We start from the raw sequence: 16,691 nt of genomic DNA on the forward strand, positions 1-16,691 counted from the left end.
CCATCATAGAAGGTGTTTAATTGTAAGATAAGTAAGATTGAAATCATCCAGCCAATATCCAGAAAAAAACAAATAAGAATTATGCTGAATAAGCAAACAGGGGCCAGATCAGGGAGGATGAAAGGAATCAAGCAAAGTGCCGTAATCATGCCTCTTTGCCAGCATCAAGCGCATCGCTACATATATACCCACAGTCGCTATTCACCGGAGCTCAGCGTGCGCTATTTTATTTTTAGCCTTTATTTCTGTTTTTACCCGGCACTAGCAGCAGATTGGTTTCCTGCGGCAGTCATTGCAGATGGCAAGCAAATCGATTACCGTCCGCTGGATAAAGCCACTAAGCCCTGGCGAATTTGCACTTTATTGCCGCATGGCAAAGATAAATACTGGTGGGGTGTGAGCTTTGGCCTGCTTGAAGAAGGCAAACGCCAGCGTATAAAACTAGGGGTGTATCAAGCAGGGGGCTATGAAAATCTTGCACTTCAATCAACAGCAATTTAAAAACTGCTTACAAAAGAAAGCAGATGCCATCATTCTGGCGGCCATTTCGGCCTGCGAATTAGAAACAGAAATCAAGCCTGCGTGCGAGGGTTTTTCCTCGCTCAGCGATGGGGCTGAGGCGGGAAACGTCAACAGACCCTAATAACGCCACCATCTTACAAGCACGTATCGCGATTGATTTGGCCATCCTCATTTTAGAGAAAAAAACCTATGCCAAAAAAGCGAGCCCGGTTATTGAAGTGCTCGATAGCAGCAACCTTGCCAAATATGATCTCGGCAAGCTCCTGCCGCCTAAAGGCCAGCGCATGCAAGAGCAAGAATTGCCTGATTAGGCCATGCAAACAATTCAAGGACTATTTGAAAGCAAACACCAATCAAATCAGGCCGTGATTGTATTTGACTGAATTTGTTTAAAAACGGACAAAAGCTTAAATTTAACTGATAATTCGCTTTAATTGTCGACTCATGCCCGTCTAAGGAATCAATGCCTGCCCGCTCTCTTTATTACTTTATTGCGCTGATTATTTTTCTAATTGAAATCACCATCGCCCGAGGGCTGTTTGGCAATGGATTTATCCGCGGCAGCGTGGGTGATATTCTAGTGATTGCTCTGATTTATTCACTGTTTCGCGCCAACCATATTCCACCTTTACGCAGTTCCCTCTTCTCTATTACCGCAGGCTTTGTGGTTGAAGGACTGCAATATATTCATCTGGTGGATTTACTTGGCCTACAAAAAGGCAGTGTGCTTTATATCGTGATAGGCAATACCTTTAGCCCCCATGATTTACTGATGTATATCATGGGCGGCACATTGGCTTGGGGATTAGACCAAACTATTTTACGAATAAAATCACCGATGCAATCCCGCTAAATTACGCTAAGCCAAGGCCAGTTGCAGTAAATGACTAGCTGGCTCGGGCTGCCCGCCATGCGTTAAATCATGCGCAAGACAAATCTCAATCAGATTGGGCGCAATTGCGCGGGAATATACTTTTTGCCCTTCGCTGCATTGCGGAAAATCGATGCGCTTATAGCGCAAATCAGGATCGCTTCTACCCATACGCTGATCGGTGCGGGCGCGAGGTGAATGGGTGTAAGCCAGATTAAACACGCCATCCATAGGCCGCCCCACCTCATGCCACAAGCCATAAGCACCATGAGCAAGCAGGCAAGGATCGAACTCGCCATTGAGCAATTTACCTACCGAAAATAAAAATGGCGCATCGTCTTTAAGCAAGGATCGGTTAATTACTTTCAGCGTCTCCCCAGGACAAAGCCGCAGCAGGCCAAGCGCCACGCCGGTTTTGGCGGTGGGCTGCCAAGGATTGCCCGGATCAGCCAAGAGAGGCGGATGCACCGAAATCTCTAACTGCTCAAACGCCATAATCGCGCCGATGGGCGAGCCTGTTAAGCCAAACAACTCTGTCACCCAAGGCGAGCGGCAGGCATTGCCCGCCAGCAACACATCCACAGCAAGCGGCATGCCGCCGTGGCTTTTAAACGCAGCTTGCATGGCAGCAAAAAAAGCCATTGCACCGCGCTCTATCCGCGCTCGCAGATAATCGCGCAACTCGTTTTGCGGAATCTGAAACGCCACATCCACTTTTAGCCCGTCCCGATTTAACAGTGGCATCTTGCAAATATCGCCCTCAATCAGCCCTTCTAAATTGCCAGTTTCGCAAAAAGAGCGCAAACGTCCCATCAGCACGATGCTATTGGTCTGTGCCGAGCGGGTTTTCTCTAGGAACATATCCGAGCCTGCAAAATCCTCGGCGTCTTGTGGTAATAAAAAAGCGATTTTATGCTCTCGGCACTGCGGCAAATTGTGGCGAAAGGTGATGTAAGCCAGATTCTCTAGCAACTGCTCCCCGCCCAGCATTCTGTCACCCGACGCGCCAAAGTGCTCGATCACCTCTTCCCAGCCCGCCTCGGCCTCGTCTGCATCGGGTAGGCGATAATAGCCAAAATCAAAATCGGTGGTGCCACCGCCAAAATCAAACACCGCAAACGCCCGCCCCACACCAGCGGCACTGGGTGAGAGCTGCAAAGTTTTTAGCGCGCAAGCGGCATAGGCGGCAGGCTCTGAGCCACGTTCTTCAACTCTAAACTGGGCAATATGCGGGCCGTAAACAAGGCTTTCGGGCAGGCTGCGCTGCAAGCCATGGCGAAACGCGCTAAGGATTTTTTCCTTGGTGTCATGTGGAAAGCTCACCGGAAACGTCATGTAATAGCGCAAAAATATCCCGCGTTGCCGCCAATTAATAAACATCCCCAAAAACCAAGCGTATAGCTCGATCGGGTTAAAATCGGCGTAAACATCGTCCACTTTTTTGCATGGGTACTGCTTAAATGGCGGCAGAATGCGCTCTTCCTGATGGATTTGATCGCTAATCAGGCTAGGAAACTCATCCAGCGCCCACTGCTTCATGCGGCTAAAAATACTGGCAATGCGCTTAGGATCGGTGTGGTTATCGCGCAAATGATCGCGTGCCTCGTGGGCGCAATGGATATCTCGCCAATCGACCAAGGGGCGATACACCTCGGACGTCCACGCCGCCATCAGCGCCTGCCAATCCATCACCTCCAGCACCGTAGGATTTTCATAATCGCTAGCCTGCGGCTGCTCCCATAAATTGCTTTCGCCGATGCGCAGCAGGCGGTCTTGCGCGCCTTCTCTAAACGCCACCACCGTGCTACTGGTGCCAAAATCAATCGCCACATTGGCGTCGCGAATATCCAGCTCGGGGTTGCGCGCCCGCATCTGCCCATCGTTGGCCAAGGCTATTCTTCTGGCGTGCTTGGCGTCTGACACCGGCCATAGCTCCCACAAGCCCTTAGCTGCGTCAGAAAAAGTGCTGCTATCGATATCCGGCAGGCGGGTACTGATGTAATCTAATTTGCGTAATAAGCTAGGCCAATCGGTGGCATTGCTATCCACGGCGTGAAAGCCATCGTTTTCTGACAACGCTAAGGAACGCCATCTTTTCCAAGCGGTGAGTGCCGCATCAAATTTGCTCGACTTTGGAAACCGCGCATTACTCGTCCACGCTCCGAGCCAAGTCCAGCCCAGCTCAAACAGCCCCTGCGGATAGCTGCCAGGCCAATCTGCGCAAAGGGTATCGTCCACCGCAATCATATTGGCCGCGCCATCCGGCCCCATAAATTCATCAGGCTGATCAAGGTATAAGCAGCCTTTGTCGTAAAGCCAGAGCGAGCAATCAAACCAAGCATGCTCTTCGCAAAGCGGAAAGCCCGGCGCGTAGGCAATATCGATCAGCTCGGCTCGAGTCGGCAAACGCCAATTGGCCAGCCCCGCCCATTCAAGCTGCCGCACTTTAGCGTGGGCGCGGGATAAATCCAGCTGCGGCTCTGCCTCGGTAATTTCTTGCCAGATCAAACCCGTCTGCGGATTAAGAATCACCCCCTCGCCATCACGCCGATACATAAACCAGCTAATCCCCGACTGGCTAAACGCATGCCAGGCCTCGCGCCGCGTTTGCAAATGGTGTAGATATAAAAGCTGACACGCTTTAGCGTGAGAAAAAGGAAGCTGCTCCATGTATTCAATCCCAATCAGGCATAGCATCCAGCCTAGGCAAAAATGTGGATGAATGAAGAGGTTTTTCTAAATTATCCATAAATAAAATAGCTATTTATTGCTTCGTGTTTAGAACCGTGTTGCACATAGCTATATGCCATTGATCAATCCGCCTTGCTGTTTAAATCAATGAATATTCATTTGTAATCAGTAGCAGATTAGCCCTCCTACCCACTTAAGATCAAAAACAGACCAAAGCATGGTTTTATGCAGGGTGTGCAGCGAATGTATTGTTGTGCTCCCTGGTAAATGCCGGATCATCTTAGAAAATTGAAACTGATCAGATTAATATCAGCCATCGCTGTAAGAATAGTATTTACCCTTGCCTTACATTTTTGTTTCATTTAATCTTGATTCAGTATTTGCTTATTGTATTTACTTTAAAAGCACTACTCATTATTTTACCAACAAACAATAAATTAAAACCCGAAGGGCTTTTATATATCGCACTTTTCTAAAAAATAAAATAAATACATTAAATAACGCAGGGCCAAGCAAGTACGCGTAATAAGCCACCCCTTTACCGATGATTTTCCTCCGTTTCAATTGCAATCATTTTGGAGTTATTCGCATGGCATTTACCCCCGCTCAGTTTAATCGATTTAAAAACCACCCAAATTTGGATTGGCTACGCCAGCACGCCGCCTCAAGCCGCGCCATTCATCAAAACACCATCAGATTGAAAATAGAACAAGCGATTCGCTCTGCCTATCCCGACCGTGCTACCGAAGACAATATCAGATGGGTTGCCACAGAAGTTGACACTCCGTGGGGTGAGGCTTACCGCGCGCCGGTAGAATATCTGGGACGAGTTCACGCACAAGCCGTTGCAGAAATAGAAGGAAGCAACCCCCAAATGGCCCAAGCAGTGCGCATGGTTTTTAACAATACCGCAGATGGCCGCACAGCCCCTGGCACCAGCGGTATCAACCATATCCATGTGGGCGGCAATGCCCAGCTTAATCTGCTGTTTGATTCGGCCAGCGCCACCATTCTGGGCATTGTTAACGGCCATATGGACAGCCAGATGAAAACATCTTTGCGCACAGAAGCCAGCAGGGTATCCAGCCGCAAAGGCGGTGCCACCATTAATATGAAAGTATCAGGCAATACAGTCAGCCAAGCCTGATCAAGCCTCAAGCAGGGTGAAGCCCGCACAACTTCACCCGATATGCTCCCCCTTCTGCCATATGCAAATCATCGACTTACACTCGATCAATTGATTTGATGTACCAACACCTCCTCCTCAACTCGCATCAAAGCCTTACATAAAACATCTTAAAAAACAAAGCAAACCGTCCTTTTGCCAAGCAGATCCGTCAACTACAATTAAGATATTGTTATTGTGGGATCATTGCGATGAGAGCATTTTTTATACCCGTAGTTCGCTTTGTGTCCAAGCTGCGCTTCGCCCAAAAATTTATTTTGATCGCCTTTGTTTTAGCCATCCCCACCATCTATATGCTAAGCCTGATTTTACTGGGCTTTAATCGAGACCTCGCCACCGCCCGCACCGAGCATCTAGGCTTGCAATACGCCTCTGCACTACGGGAAGTGATGACCTTGGCACAAAGCCATCGCGGCTTAAGCTCATCCTATTTACAAGGCAAAACGGATTTTGGCCCTGATATCGAGGCAGCCGAACAAAAGCTAAGCACGGCCATTCAAGCCACAGATGCTTTAATCAAGCAAAATGACTTTCCTAGCTTAAGCAGCCCTTGGACCCAGTTGAAATCGCAATTGGAATCGCTTATCAGCGGCTGGAAGCAAAGTAAGCCCGCAGAAAACTTTGCATCCCATACCGTGGCGATCAATCAAACCATCAAGCTCACCGTCGATCTAGCCCATATCTCTAGGCTAACACTTGACCCGGAGGCAGAGAGCTACTATCTGCAAGATGTGTATTTCTCTCAGCTGATCCCTGCAGCCGAAGCACTCGCCAAAGCAAGGGGGATTGGTGCGCGTCTGGCCACAGCTAAAGTCGCCAAGGCAGAGGAGATCACGCAAATGAACACCTTGGGCGCCATTGTGACGCTCGCGGCCACCCCCATGACAGAAAAACTAGCCCGCACCCGCTCGACCGCTCTTCAAGCCGAAGGCAAAGCCTTGGCGGAGCAGATGCACGCCGATCATGCCTATCTACTCAAAGAATTTTCAAGCACCGAGATCAGCGTAGAACCGAAGGCCCACTTTGCCCGCCTTACCGCCTCCATCGGGCAAATGAATGCCATGACCGTACATATTTTCGAATCGATTAACGCCACATTAAGCAAACGTGAGCAAACTATTCAGCACGACAGGCAAATAATGCTGAGTCTTGCGGCATTTATGCTACTGCTTGGTGCCTATTTGTTTATTGGCACTTACCTTTCTATCCACGGTGCAGTCAGAAAATTACGCTACGAGGCCGAAGCCTTTGCCAGTGGCGATTTATCCCGCTTGGTGCATCTGGATGTGGCCGACGAGCTGGCCGAGGTCGGCGACAGCTTTAATACTATGGCCAAAAGCCTGCGGCAGATTATTCAGCATATTCACCACAACACACAGGCCGTAGCCAGCGCCGCGCAGCAACTGAATAACAATGCAAGCGCCATGCTCGAAGCCTCACTCACCCAGGCCAATGCATCGGGTGAAATGGCAGCGGCCATAGAAGAAATGTCCGTCAGTATTTCTACCGTATCAGAACATGCCGCCTCATCCGAAGAGCAGGCTCACGCCGCTCAGGATGAGGTCAATCAGGGTCAGCAACTAATGCAGGATGTTTTAAGCGAAATTATTGAGCTATCAGCCAATCTGGAAACACTAGGCGGCAATGTAGACAGCATGAAAATCCACTCTGGAGAGATCGGCAAAATTGTGCAGGTGATTAAAGAAATTGCCGAACAAACCAATCTATTAGCGCTCAATGCCGCAATTGAAGCCGCGCGTGCGGGTGAGCAAGGCCGGGGCTTTGCGGTAGTGGCCGATGAGGTCAGAAAACTAGCCGAAAGAACCGCCGCCTCTACCGGCGAAATCACCGCTCTTGTTGCCACCATCAGACATGACACCGACGCCGCAGCCAAAGGCATGGATGTCGCCCGCCAAGAAATGGAGCGTGGCAGCCAGCGCGTAGAAAAAGCCACTTTTGCCTTTGCCCATATTCAGGACAGCAGCAAGGCCGAGCTAGACGCCGCAGCCGAAATCAACACCGCCATGGCCGAACAAAAAATAGCCAGCCAAACTGTTGCCCAAAGCGTTGAGAAAATCGCCCGAATGGCCGAAGACAATAGCGCCCGCGCCGATCAAAACGCAACACTATCTACCGATCTTCAGCGCAGCGCTGTAGAGCTGGACCGGCTTGTTTCGCAATTTAAACTGGAATAAACCTATGGATCAGTAGCTATTCACATGGTAGCGAAGCTGAATTTTCTTTAAAGACCCGTCTTTCATCATGCTATCGAGCGCCTGCTGAAAAGCCTGAAATACCGGCTCACCCACGCTGATACGGCTAAAAGCAAAGTAGGCATCCTGAGTGCGCCACTCCTGTGCCAGAGGCGCAATCTCGTTGGTTAGTTTTAAATCATAAAGCGCCGCCTGCGTCGCAAATAAATCGCCCAGTACTAAATCAACGCGGCCATGCTGAAGCTTACGTAAGTTAACCGCCATCGTTGGGGCAACATCCACCGCCACACTAGGCGGAGGCGCGTTAAGCCACTGATCCAATTCCTCGCCATAGCTATCCCCACGGGAAACCCCAAGCGTCACAGGCCCTAGCTTGCTTAAATCAGCTAAAGTATTAAAAGACCAGCGTTCTTCTTTTTTCCGCGCAAAAAAATGCACGCTGCTTGGGCGATAAGCCCGTGAAAATAACATCACCCGCGCACGCTCAGGCGTTTTTAGCACCTCCATCGCCAGATCAACTTTGCCAACAGCCAGCTCGTTCAAGGTACGCTTCCAAGGCATTTGAGCAAATCGCAAAGGACAATCCGCCCGCCTTGCCAGCTCTACCAACACCTCCACCGCCAAGCCCCGCATCTGGCCTTGCTCATCCTTAAAATGATAAGGCGGCCAGGTATCCCACCCCACCACCAAAGGCCGCAAGCAGGGGCTGGCCGCAAAGAGGCTGGTGCAAAACACCAGCATGAGCGCACACAGCCAAGCGAACACTTTGCATTTGTAAATCATCATCCATCCTGCTTACAAAATGGGGCCGCAATCACATCAAAGACTTAAACATCCATCTATAGCCACTTTAGAGTACACAGCGGGCAAAGCAATCAATCAAAAAAACGAGCCACCCAATGGCTTAGGTGGCTCACAAGAAACACGCCGCTTAGAGACATACGCCTCAAGCATAAAAAATCGTGCGCTTACACAACTCAGCCCTTCACCCCGCCCGAAGTCAGGCCGGATACCATCCAGCGCTGGGCGAATAAGAACAGCATGCTGATGGGCAGACCAGACAGAATAGCGGCGGCAGCAAAATCGCCCCATAGATAATTTTGGGTGTAAAGATAAAGCTTGGAGCCGACAGCCAGCGTCATTTTGTTTTGCTCATGCAGCAGCACGGATGCAACGGGGTATTCAATGATGCCGCTGATAAAGGCCAGCAAGAACACCACAAATAAAATGGGCACGGCCATCGGCAGCAGCACATAGCGGAAAGATTGAAACGCGGTTGCGCCATCGACTCTAGCGGCTTCTTCGATCTCCACCGGGATGGTGTCAAAATAGCCTTTGATGGTCCAGATATGCAGGGCAATACCACCGGCGTAAGCCAGCACCAGACTACCGTGGGTATCAATGCCCAGCCACGGCACATAGTTGCCAATTTCATCAAAAATGGCATAAATCGCGACCAGCGACAGCACGGCAGGGAACATTTGTAAGAGCAGCAGCGCATTCATGCCAAACACGCGGCCACGGAATTTAAGCCGGGCAAAAGCATAGGCGCAGCTGGTAGACAGCAGCAAGATCACGCCCGCGCTGATAAAGGCCACTTTCACCGAGTTAAACAGCCACAGCAGTACAGGGAATTGCGGCTTAATCAAGACGCCATCGCCATCCACATAGCTAAACCCCAGCGCCAGCTTCCAGTGCTCCAGACTAATGGTGTCAGGAATCAGGCTGCCGGCCGCAAAATTACCCGGCCGCAGCGAGATAGAAATAATCATAAAAAATGGAAACAAAATCAGTAGCAAAAAGGCAATCAGCGCAAGATGCGCGCCCAGCACCCGCCATTTATGTGAACGATCCAGCACCATAGCCATTATCGTTTCTCCTCTTGATTCACACGGGTCAGCCTTAAGTTAATCAAGGACAACACCGCCACTAGCGCAAAAATCACCGTGGAAATCGCCGCAGCCAAACCAAAATTCTGCCCCGAATCCTGAAATGCTAGGCGATAAGTATATGAAACCAAAATATCGGTGGTGCCTGCTGGCACTTTGCTATCAATAAAATCTGGCCTGCCATCGGTTAGCAAGCTGATCAGCACAAAGTTATTAAAGTTAAACGCAAATGAGGCAATCAGGAGCGGCATCATGGGCTTAAGAATCAGCGGCAGCGTGATTTTGAATAAATTAGTCAGCGGGCCAGCACCATTGATCGCCGATGCTTCGTATAAATCACTGGGGATGGATTTAATCAGCCCCGAGCACAGCAGCATAATGTAAGGATAACCCAGCCAGGTATTTACAATCAGTATCATCGCCTTGGCATTAAATGGGTCTGAAAACCAAGCGGGCCGCAAGCCAAACAGGCCATTGAGCACCATATTAATTTCACCAAAGCTTTCATTAAATAAGCCACGGAATACCAGAATCGAAATAAAACCCGGCACGGCGTAAGGCAAAAATAGCAGCGTGCGATACACCCCGCGAAATCGCAGCGCTTCCCAATTTAGCACCACCGCCAAGGCCATGCCCACCACAAAGGTGAACACCACGGTTAGAAATGCGAATAACACCGTCCAGCCAAAGATTTTAAACATTGGCCCCTGAAAATCATCACTGGCAAAAATGCGGGTGAAATTACTAAAGCCCACATTTACTTTAAAGCCCGGAATCAAGTTTTCACCCGCGACTGTTTCGTAAAACCCGGTTTTAAAGTTAGGCTTGATCAGGCTGCCATCCTGAGTATTACGCAGGCTGCCATCCGCATTTTTTTGATATAAAAGCTGGGTAGGCGAAAACTGGCTGAGGCTACTTAAACGCCAAGGCTGGGTTTGATTGGGCAAAGTAAGGCGCAGCGCTTTTAACGCTGATTGTTTGGCAATCACCGTTTTGATAGATTCTTTTTCTGGCAGGTTTTCAGTGCCCGCCGCTTGTAATTGCAGCTGCTGCGGCTTGTTGTCTTCTAATTGAACGAGTGGCGAAACCCAGCTCTGCCCTGCTTCATCGCTTAATTTAAGCCGGTATTGGCCGCCAGCCTGATGCAAGGAAAACGTCATACCTGCGCCATCAGCGGTGGTGGTTTCGCTCAGCATATAGGCCGTTACGCGATCAAAACTCAGCAGATTAGTCGAGCTGTAATTAGTAAAACCAATCCCTGCGGTATACACAGCTGGAAAAACAATAAACACCAGCACCGCAGCTACGCCCGGATAGAGATAGCGATAAGCGTAAGCTTTAGGCGATAAAAAAACCCAGCCGCTTGCCGCCATCACCACCAAACCACCCACGGCGCTCAGCGTATGCCCTGCCTGATAAACGCCAAGCAGCAGCCACAAACCTGCCAAGAGCAGCACCACACCCAGCGAAGCCAATAGCCAGCGCATATTCAATCCGCCCATTATATTTTCCCTTAGTCGCATAAACTGGCTGCGCCCTTGCTATTAAATATTTCAAACATCGAATCATCGTAGGGCGGGTGAAACCCGCGTATTTATTCAATATTGCTCGCGGGTTTCACCCGCCCTACGAGCAGAGCCAGCAGTGGTCTACCCAATCTCAACGCAGCAAATCTTTACTTACTACCTATCCGTGCCGCTGCAGCATCCAGACCCTGCTTAGGGGTTTGGCGGCCTTGCGTTACATTTTGCAGTGCTGATTTTAATGAGGCCCAGAAGCGGCCCATTTCCGGGATATTAGGCATAGGCTGGCCCGCTTTAGCGGATTCCATCGAGGCTTTGATCGCCGGATCAGATTTCAGCTCATTAAAGAACACTTTATTGGCGGGCACGCCCAAAGGCACATCGGCGTTAACCGTTTTAAGGCCTTGCACGGTGAGCATATGGTTTTCTAAAAACTCCACCGCCAGCTCTTTATTCTTGGATGAGCGATTCAGCATCGCACCCAACACACCCACAAAAGGCGCGCCCGGCTTGCCATTAATCGTTGGGATAGGCGCTACGCCCCAGTTGATTTTGCTCTTTTTCAGATTATCCCAAGCCCATGGGCCGTTGATCATCATGGCGATTTTGCCCTGATTTACACCGGCTTCCATATCGGCATAAGTAGCGCTTTTTGGCATGACGCCGGTTTTAATCATTTTATTAATGGTTTCTAAGCCCGCGATCGCACCGGCATTGTTGACGCCCACATCTTTCGCATCGTAAGTGCCATCGGCCTTAGGCTTAAAGGCATATGCGCCACCTGCTGCGAGCAATGGCCAGCTAAAATAAGGCTCGCCGTAATCCCACAGAATGGCTTTTTTGCCCTGCGCGGCCAGTTTTTTATCCAGTGCCATCACATCATCAAAGCTCTTTGGCGGCACAGGCACGAGGTCTTTGTTGTAAATCAGCGCCAGCGCTTCAATCGCAATCGGATAACCCCATTGCTTACCATTTACGGTAAAGGCTTTCCAGGCCAGCGGATCGATCTCGCCCTGCACTTTTTTGGATGGGGTAATCGGGCTAAGCAAGCCTGCTGTCATCCATTCACCCAAGCGATCATGCGGCCAGATCCAGATATCCGGGCCTTTGCCCGCAGCGGCCGCCTGCTGAAATTTAGAAGGCGCATCTTCGGGATGCTCCACCACCACCTCTACCCCAGTGGCCTTAGTAAAAGCCGCGCCCACCTGCTCGATACCCTTATAACCCTTGTCGCCATTCACCCAAATCACCAGCTTATCTGCAGCAAAGGCAGGCCCGGCAAAAGAAAACGCAACTGCTGCTGCGATAGAAGAAACTGCAAACTTGCCAAACTGGCGGCGTGTTGTATTCATAAACCCTCCAAAAAACCAAGCAAAGCCCTTGCCAGAGAAATACCCAGCGCAGGCAAAATAAGGCTGCAATTTTTAATAAGCCAAATGATTATTCGGCCAGTGGGTGAAGACGGCGCATTGCGCTGCCATCGGCTTTAAACAAAAACCCGTGCTCCGGCTTAAAGTGCAGCACGCTGCGCTCGCCCGGTTTAGAGCTAAACAACGCAGGCATACGGGCTACAAAGGTATCCCGCATACCAGGTACTTCTAAATACAACATGGATGCTTCACCCAACTGCTCCAGCGCCAGCGTAATGCCTGCCAGCGCATTACTGCCCGCTGCGGGTGAAATTTTCAAATGCTCGGGGCGCACGCCCAGTGTGACTTCGTCACCGATCTTTGCGCCTACCGCATCCACCGTTACCGCAATCTGGCTGCCATCTGCTAAAGCAACCGTCACGCTGCCTTCATCAATAGCGGCCACTTTGGCACTTAAAGTATTCATTTTGGGCGAGCCAATAAAGCCCGCTACAAACAAATTATCCGGCTGGTAATACAGCTCGATGGGCGTGCCAACCTGCTCTACCTGCCCGGCACGCAACACCACAATCCGGTCGGCCAGTGTCATGGCTTCGGTCTGATCGTGGGTCACATAAATCATGGTGCTGCCCAGCTCGCGGTGTAAACGGGCGATTTCGATACGCATTTGCACCCGCAGCGAGGCATCAAGATTAGACAGCGGCTCGTCAAACAAAAACACCTTAGGCTTTTGCACAATGGCGCGGCCAATCGCTACCCGCTGCCGCTGCCCACCCGACATATCGCGCGGCTTGCGGTGTAAAAGCGGCTCGATTTGCAAGACCTTGGCCACCCGCTCTACCAGCGGCGTGTATTCGGCTTTTTTCATGCCTGCCAGCTTCAGGCCAAAGGCGAGGTTTTCAAACACATCCATATGCGGGTACAGCGCATAGCTCTGAAACACCATGGAAATACCACGTTTTACCGGCGGCAGCTCGTTGACACGCTGGCCATCGATACACATTTCACCATCGGTAATGTCTTCTAAGCCGGCAATGGTGCGCAGCAGGGTCGATTTACCGCAGCCCGAAGGGCCAACAAACACGATAAATTCGCCATCTTTGATTTCTAAATCGATGCCGTGCAGGGTATACACCGAAGAAAACGCTTTTTTAATGCCTTTTAATGAAACAGTAGCCATACCTTACGCCTCTACACGGGCAATCAGCGCGCCCCAATGATCAAACTCAATCACGCCTGACTTAATACTTGCGCCACTCAGGCCCGCATCGGCCAGCAGCGTGAGCTTGTCTTTACACGGCAGCGATTGTTTACTTTCAGATAAATTAAATACACACAGCCAGCGCTCACCATTCAGGCTGCGGCTAAAAGCCAGTAGCGGCTCTGGTGCATCCATAAACTGAATATCGCCCTGCCAAAGCACCGCTTGCGTCTTACGCCATGCAATAAATCGACGATAGAAATTCAAGGTGGATTCAGGGTCATGCTCTTGCGTGCTGACGGCCAGCTGTTGATGCGACTCAGGCACAGGCAACCAAGGTGCGCCGTTGCTAAAGCCCGCAGCGGCAGCATCATCTCGCCAAGGCATCGGTGTGCGGCAACCATCGCGGCCTTTAAACTCCGGCCACATAGCAATACCGTAAGGATCTTGCAATAGCTCAAAGGGAATATCAGCCTCGGGCAGGCCCAGCTCATCCCCCTGCCACAGGCAGGCAGAGCCTCTGAAACACAGCAGCATCGCCAGCATACTGCGCGAAAATCGTGGGTTCTGGCTGTTATTGCCCCAGCGGCTCAGCACACGCATCACATCATGATTGCCAATCGACCAGCAGCCCCAGCCATCCCCTATGCGCTTTTCAAGGTCTTCAATTTGCTTGCGGATATACGCCGCCGTAAAGTCTTTGGTCAGCAAATTAAAGCTATACGCCATATTCAGCTTATCGCCGCCTGTGGTGTATTCGGCCATCACTTTCAGGCTGTCGTCATCCCCCACTTCGCCGACGCTCATTGCGCCGTATTCATCCAGCAGCAGACGCACACGCTTTAGAAAAGCGATGTTTTCCGGCTGGGATTTGTCATGCACATGCGCCTGAAAGCCGTAAGGATTATCAAGGCTAACCGTTTTGGTATCTTTACTTTTAGCGGGCGGATTATTACGCAGCTTGCGATCATGAAAATGGAAATTGCACGCATCAAAACGAAAACCATCTACGCCACGCGCCAGCCAGAAACGAATCGCTTCTAGAATGGCGTCCTGCACGGCAGGGCTATGGAAGTTTAAATCGGGCTGGCTGCTCAAGAAATTATGCAAATAATACTGACAACGACGCGTATCCCAAGTCCAGGCAGGGCCACCAAACACAGACAGCCAATTATTTGGCGCAGAGCCATCGGCCTTAGCATCGGCCCACACATACCAATCGGCCTTGTCATTTGTGCGGCTTTGTCGACTGTCAGCAAACCAAGCGTTTTGATCTGAAGTGTGCGAGAGCACCTGATCGATCATCACTTTTAAACCCAACTCATGGGCTTTAGCCAGCACGGCATCAAAATCAGCTAGCGTGCCAAATAGCGGATCAACCTGACAATAGTCGCTTACATCGTAGCCAAAATCTTTCATTGGCGATTTAAAAAACGGACTGATCCAGACCGCATCTACCCCCAGCGCGGCGATATAGGGCAATTTGCCGAGCAAGCCCTGCAAATCACCCACGCCATCGGCATTAGCATCTGCAAAGCTGCGTGGATAAACTTGATAGATGACAGCACCACGCCACCATTCACGATCGGTCTTGAGCATGACTCAATCCATTTTAAAATTCCGGGTAAGACCCAGAGGGGTTCAACACGCTAAGCCAGCCTGAACACACCGTTCGGGCTGACTTAGCACTTAAATCTTATTTAAGACTGAGCCAGCACAACTTACCACCACACTTCGGCCTGAGCGCCAAAGGTGAAGCCGCTTTTATCATTGCCAAACGGGCCATTGGCCGATAGCGGGTTGTTCACCGCTTTCAGGCCAGCAGCGTCTTGCGCGGCTTGATCCCACTTGGCGTAAGTTGCAAAAAAGCGCAATTGCGGACGGCTCCAGAAGCCTTTTTCTGGCTGCACGAGGAACGCTGCGGTGGTTTTTAACAGATTACGTGCATCGCCTTCTTCTGGCTTAACACGGTCGTAACCCACTTCAATGGCTGCGCCAAGGTTATTGGTAAACATATACGTCGGGCGCACACCAAACGACATCCAGGTCTGACCCTTGCCTGTCGCAGCTGGGTCCGTTTTTTGCCAGATGGCGGCCATCATTCCGGAATAGCGGCTGTTTTCTGGCTGCCACATCAGTTGCTCAACCACGCGATACGCTTTATCGCCCGAATCGGCGTTTACATTTGGATAACCCGAAGCAAAGCTAGAGATATTGCCCTTGGCGTATTGCAGGGCAATCTTATTAAAGCCGCCAAACACACCGTTTTGGGTGTGCATCAGATTCAGCCCCAAGCCATCGGTGGCCTTACCCTGATCTTTGTCGGCCTTATTGGCAAAGCGCAAATCAATACCCACTGTCAGCTCACCATTGGGATTGACTTTAATGCCCGAAAGGCGGAAATCGTGGCCGGACACGCCAATCTTGCGATCCAAGTTCTCGATGCTGGTATCGGATGTGGTGACGGTGTTCTGACGCCATGCGTAGGCAAATTTAGCGAACCCCACATCCACGTTTTCAATCCCGGCGCCAGGGCCAGAGTTATCCCAGAAATAAAAGTCATTGATGTGCACATCCTGGCGATCATAAAAACGCTTACCCGCCCACAGTTTGCTTTCACCCAAGCCTACGCCTTCGGCCGTAACATACATTTCACGGAAAGCAAACTCGGCAGATTTGCCAGAATCACTTTCCCAATCCTGAAACTGCTTGGCAGAAACCGCCAAACGCGATTCAATTCTAAAGCGTGTGCCGGTTTCTTTTTTCTCAAACACATTACCGCCCACAGCAAATTCGGCGTAAGTTTCGCACTCATTGCCTAGGCGATACTTAGAGCCCGCACCATCTAGCTGAAAACAGGATTGCGATCCGCCACCCGTGGCATTCGAGCCAATACCGCTGCGCGCATAGCCATGAAAATCGACCGGCATCGCGAACGCGCTGGTCACAAAACCTAAGCCACAAACAGCCAGCGCTAGCTGAGCCGATGCAAAAATCTGATTTACTGATTTGAACTTCATCTCATCTCTTCCCTGAATAGGTACGGCTATGCCGCTAAAACGAATAAGCAACCTTGTAGTAAATCAATAAATCGCTACAAAACAGCAAATCATATTGCCAAGGCTGATCAAAAGCGCTTTCAATCCATTGTTTTATTTGTTTTAAACGGTTTGAAAGCGATAAAAACAAAGCCAAACCTGATTTCCAAAGCGGTTTGGATTTGAT

The 16,691-nt window shown here is 50.4% G+C and carries 13 protein-coding genes; 5 read left to right on the plus strand and 8 right to left on the minus strand.

The genetic code is table 11. The features are described from left to right. Positions 1-216: 216 nt before the first annotated feature. From VN23_RS08370 to VN23_RS08380, 3 genes are all read left to right on the plus strand, one after another. Positions 217-501, plus strand: coding sequence for a hypothetical protein (locus VN23_RS08370; RefSeq protein ID WP_156455158.1), 285 nt, complete (start codon positions 217-219; stop codon positions 499-501). A gap of 107 nt (positions 502-608) precedes the next feature. Further along, positions 609-833: a hypothetical protein gene (locus VN23_RS08375; protein ID WP_046352826.1), complete on the plus strand. Its 225-nt coding sequence runs from the start codon at positions 609-611 to the stop codon at positions 831-833. A 152-nt stretch (positions 834-985) separates the two neighbouring features. Then, the gene (locus VN23_RS08380) at positions 986-1,375 is read left to right on the plus strand and encodes a ribosomal maturation YjgA family protein (protein WP_046352825.1); all 390 of its coding nucleotides are present in this window, start codon (positions 986-988) and stop codon (positions 1,373-1,375) included. Between the two features lie 6 nt (positions 1,376-1,381). Here the strand turns inward: VN23_RS08380 and VN23_RS08385 are convergent, their stop codons facing one another. Beyond that, positions 1,382-4,063: a hypothetical protein gene (locus VN23_RS08385; RefSeq protein WP_156455159.1), complete on the minus strand. Its 2,682-nt coding sequence runs from the start codon at positions 4,061-4,063 to the stop codon at positions 1,382-1,384. 610 nt (positions 4,064-4,673) lie between these two features. On the opposite strand from VN23_RS08385, the gene VN23_RS08390 reads away from it, so the two are divergent. Then, entirely contained in the window at positions 4,674-5,231 is a 558-nt protein-coding gene (locus VN23_RS08390; protein WP_046352824.1) for a hypothetical protein, read from the plus strand. Positions 5,232-5,461: 230 nt separating this feature from the next. Continuing rightward, a complete protein-coding gene (locus VN23_RS08395; RefSeq protein ID WP_046352823.1) occupies positions 5,462-7,465 on the plus strand; it encodes a methyl-accepting chemotaxis protein in 2,004 nt (667 codons plus the stop codon). A gap of 9 nt (positions 7,466-7,474) precedes the next feature. Here the strand turns inward: VN23_RS08395 and VN23_RS08400 are convergent, their stop codons facing one another. The 7 genes from VN23_RS08400 to VN23_RS08430 all read right to left on the minus strand — a co-directional run bounded on the left by VN23_RS08400 (position 7,475) and on the right by VN23_RS08430 (position 16,486). Further along, a complete protein-coding gene (locus VN23_RS08400; protein ID WP_046352822.1) occupies positions 7,475-8,269 on the minus strand; it encodes a substrate-binding periplasmic protein in 795 nt (264 codons plus the stop codon). Positions 8,270-8,460: 191 nt separating this feature from the next. Further along, positions 8,461-9,351, minus strand: a complete 891-nt coding sequence (gene malG / locus VN23_RS08405) for a maltose ABC transporter permease MalG (RefSeq protein WP_046352821.1) — start codon at positions 9,349-9,351, stop codon at positions 8,461-8,463. Beyond that, on the minus strand, positions 9,351-10,874 hold the full coding sequence (malF, locus tag VN23_RS08410) for a maltose ABC transporter permease MalF (protein WP_046352820.1): 1,524 nt from the start codon (positions 10,872-10,874) through the stop codon (positions 9,351-9,353). The genes malG and malF overlap by 1 nt, the downstream gene beginning before the upstream one ends. Before the next feature lie 173 nt (positions 10,875-11,047). Beyond that, complete coding sequence (gene malE / locus VN23_RS08415) at positions 11,048-12,247, minus strand: maltose/maltodextrin ABC transporter substrate-binding protein MalE (protein ID WP_046352819.1); 1,200 nt, start codon at positions 12,245-12,247, stop codon at positions 11,048-11,050. An 88-nt stretch (positions 12,248-12,335) separates the two neighbouring features. After that, positions 12,336-13,445: an ABC transporter ATP-binding protein gene (locus tag VN23_RS08420; protein WP_046352818.1), complete on the minus strand. Its 1,110-nt coding sequence runs from the start codon at positions 13,443-13,445 to the stop codon at positions 12,336-12,338. A 3-nt stretch (positions 13,446-13,448) separates the two neighbouring features. Next, positions 13,449-15,065: an alpha-glucosidase family protein gene (locus VN23_RS08425; protein WP_046352817.1), complete on the minus strand. Its 1,617-nt coding sequence runs from the start codon at positions 15,063-15,065 to the stop codon at positions 13,449-13,451. Positions 15,066-15,187: 122 nt separating this feature from the next. After that, the gene (locus VN23_RS08430) at positions 15,188-16,486 is read right to left on the minus strand and encodes a maltoporin (RefSeq protein WP_052746701.1); all 1,299 of its coding nucleotides are present in this window, start codon (positions 16,484-16,486) and stop codon (positions 15,188-15,190) included. Positions 16,487-16,691 lie beyond the last annotated feature (205 nt).

Origin of the sequence: Janthinobacterium sp. B9-8, from assembly GCF_000969645.2 — a bacterium.
Lineage (GTDB): Bacteria > Pseudomonadota > Gammaproteobacteria > Burkholderiales > Chitinibacteraceae > Iodobacter.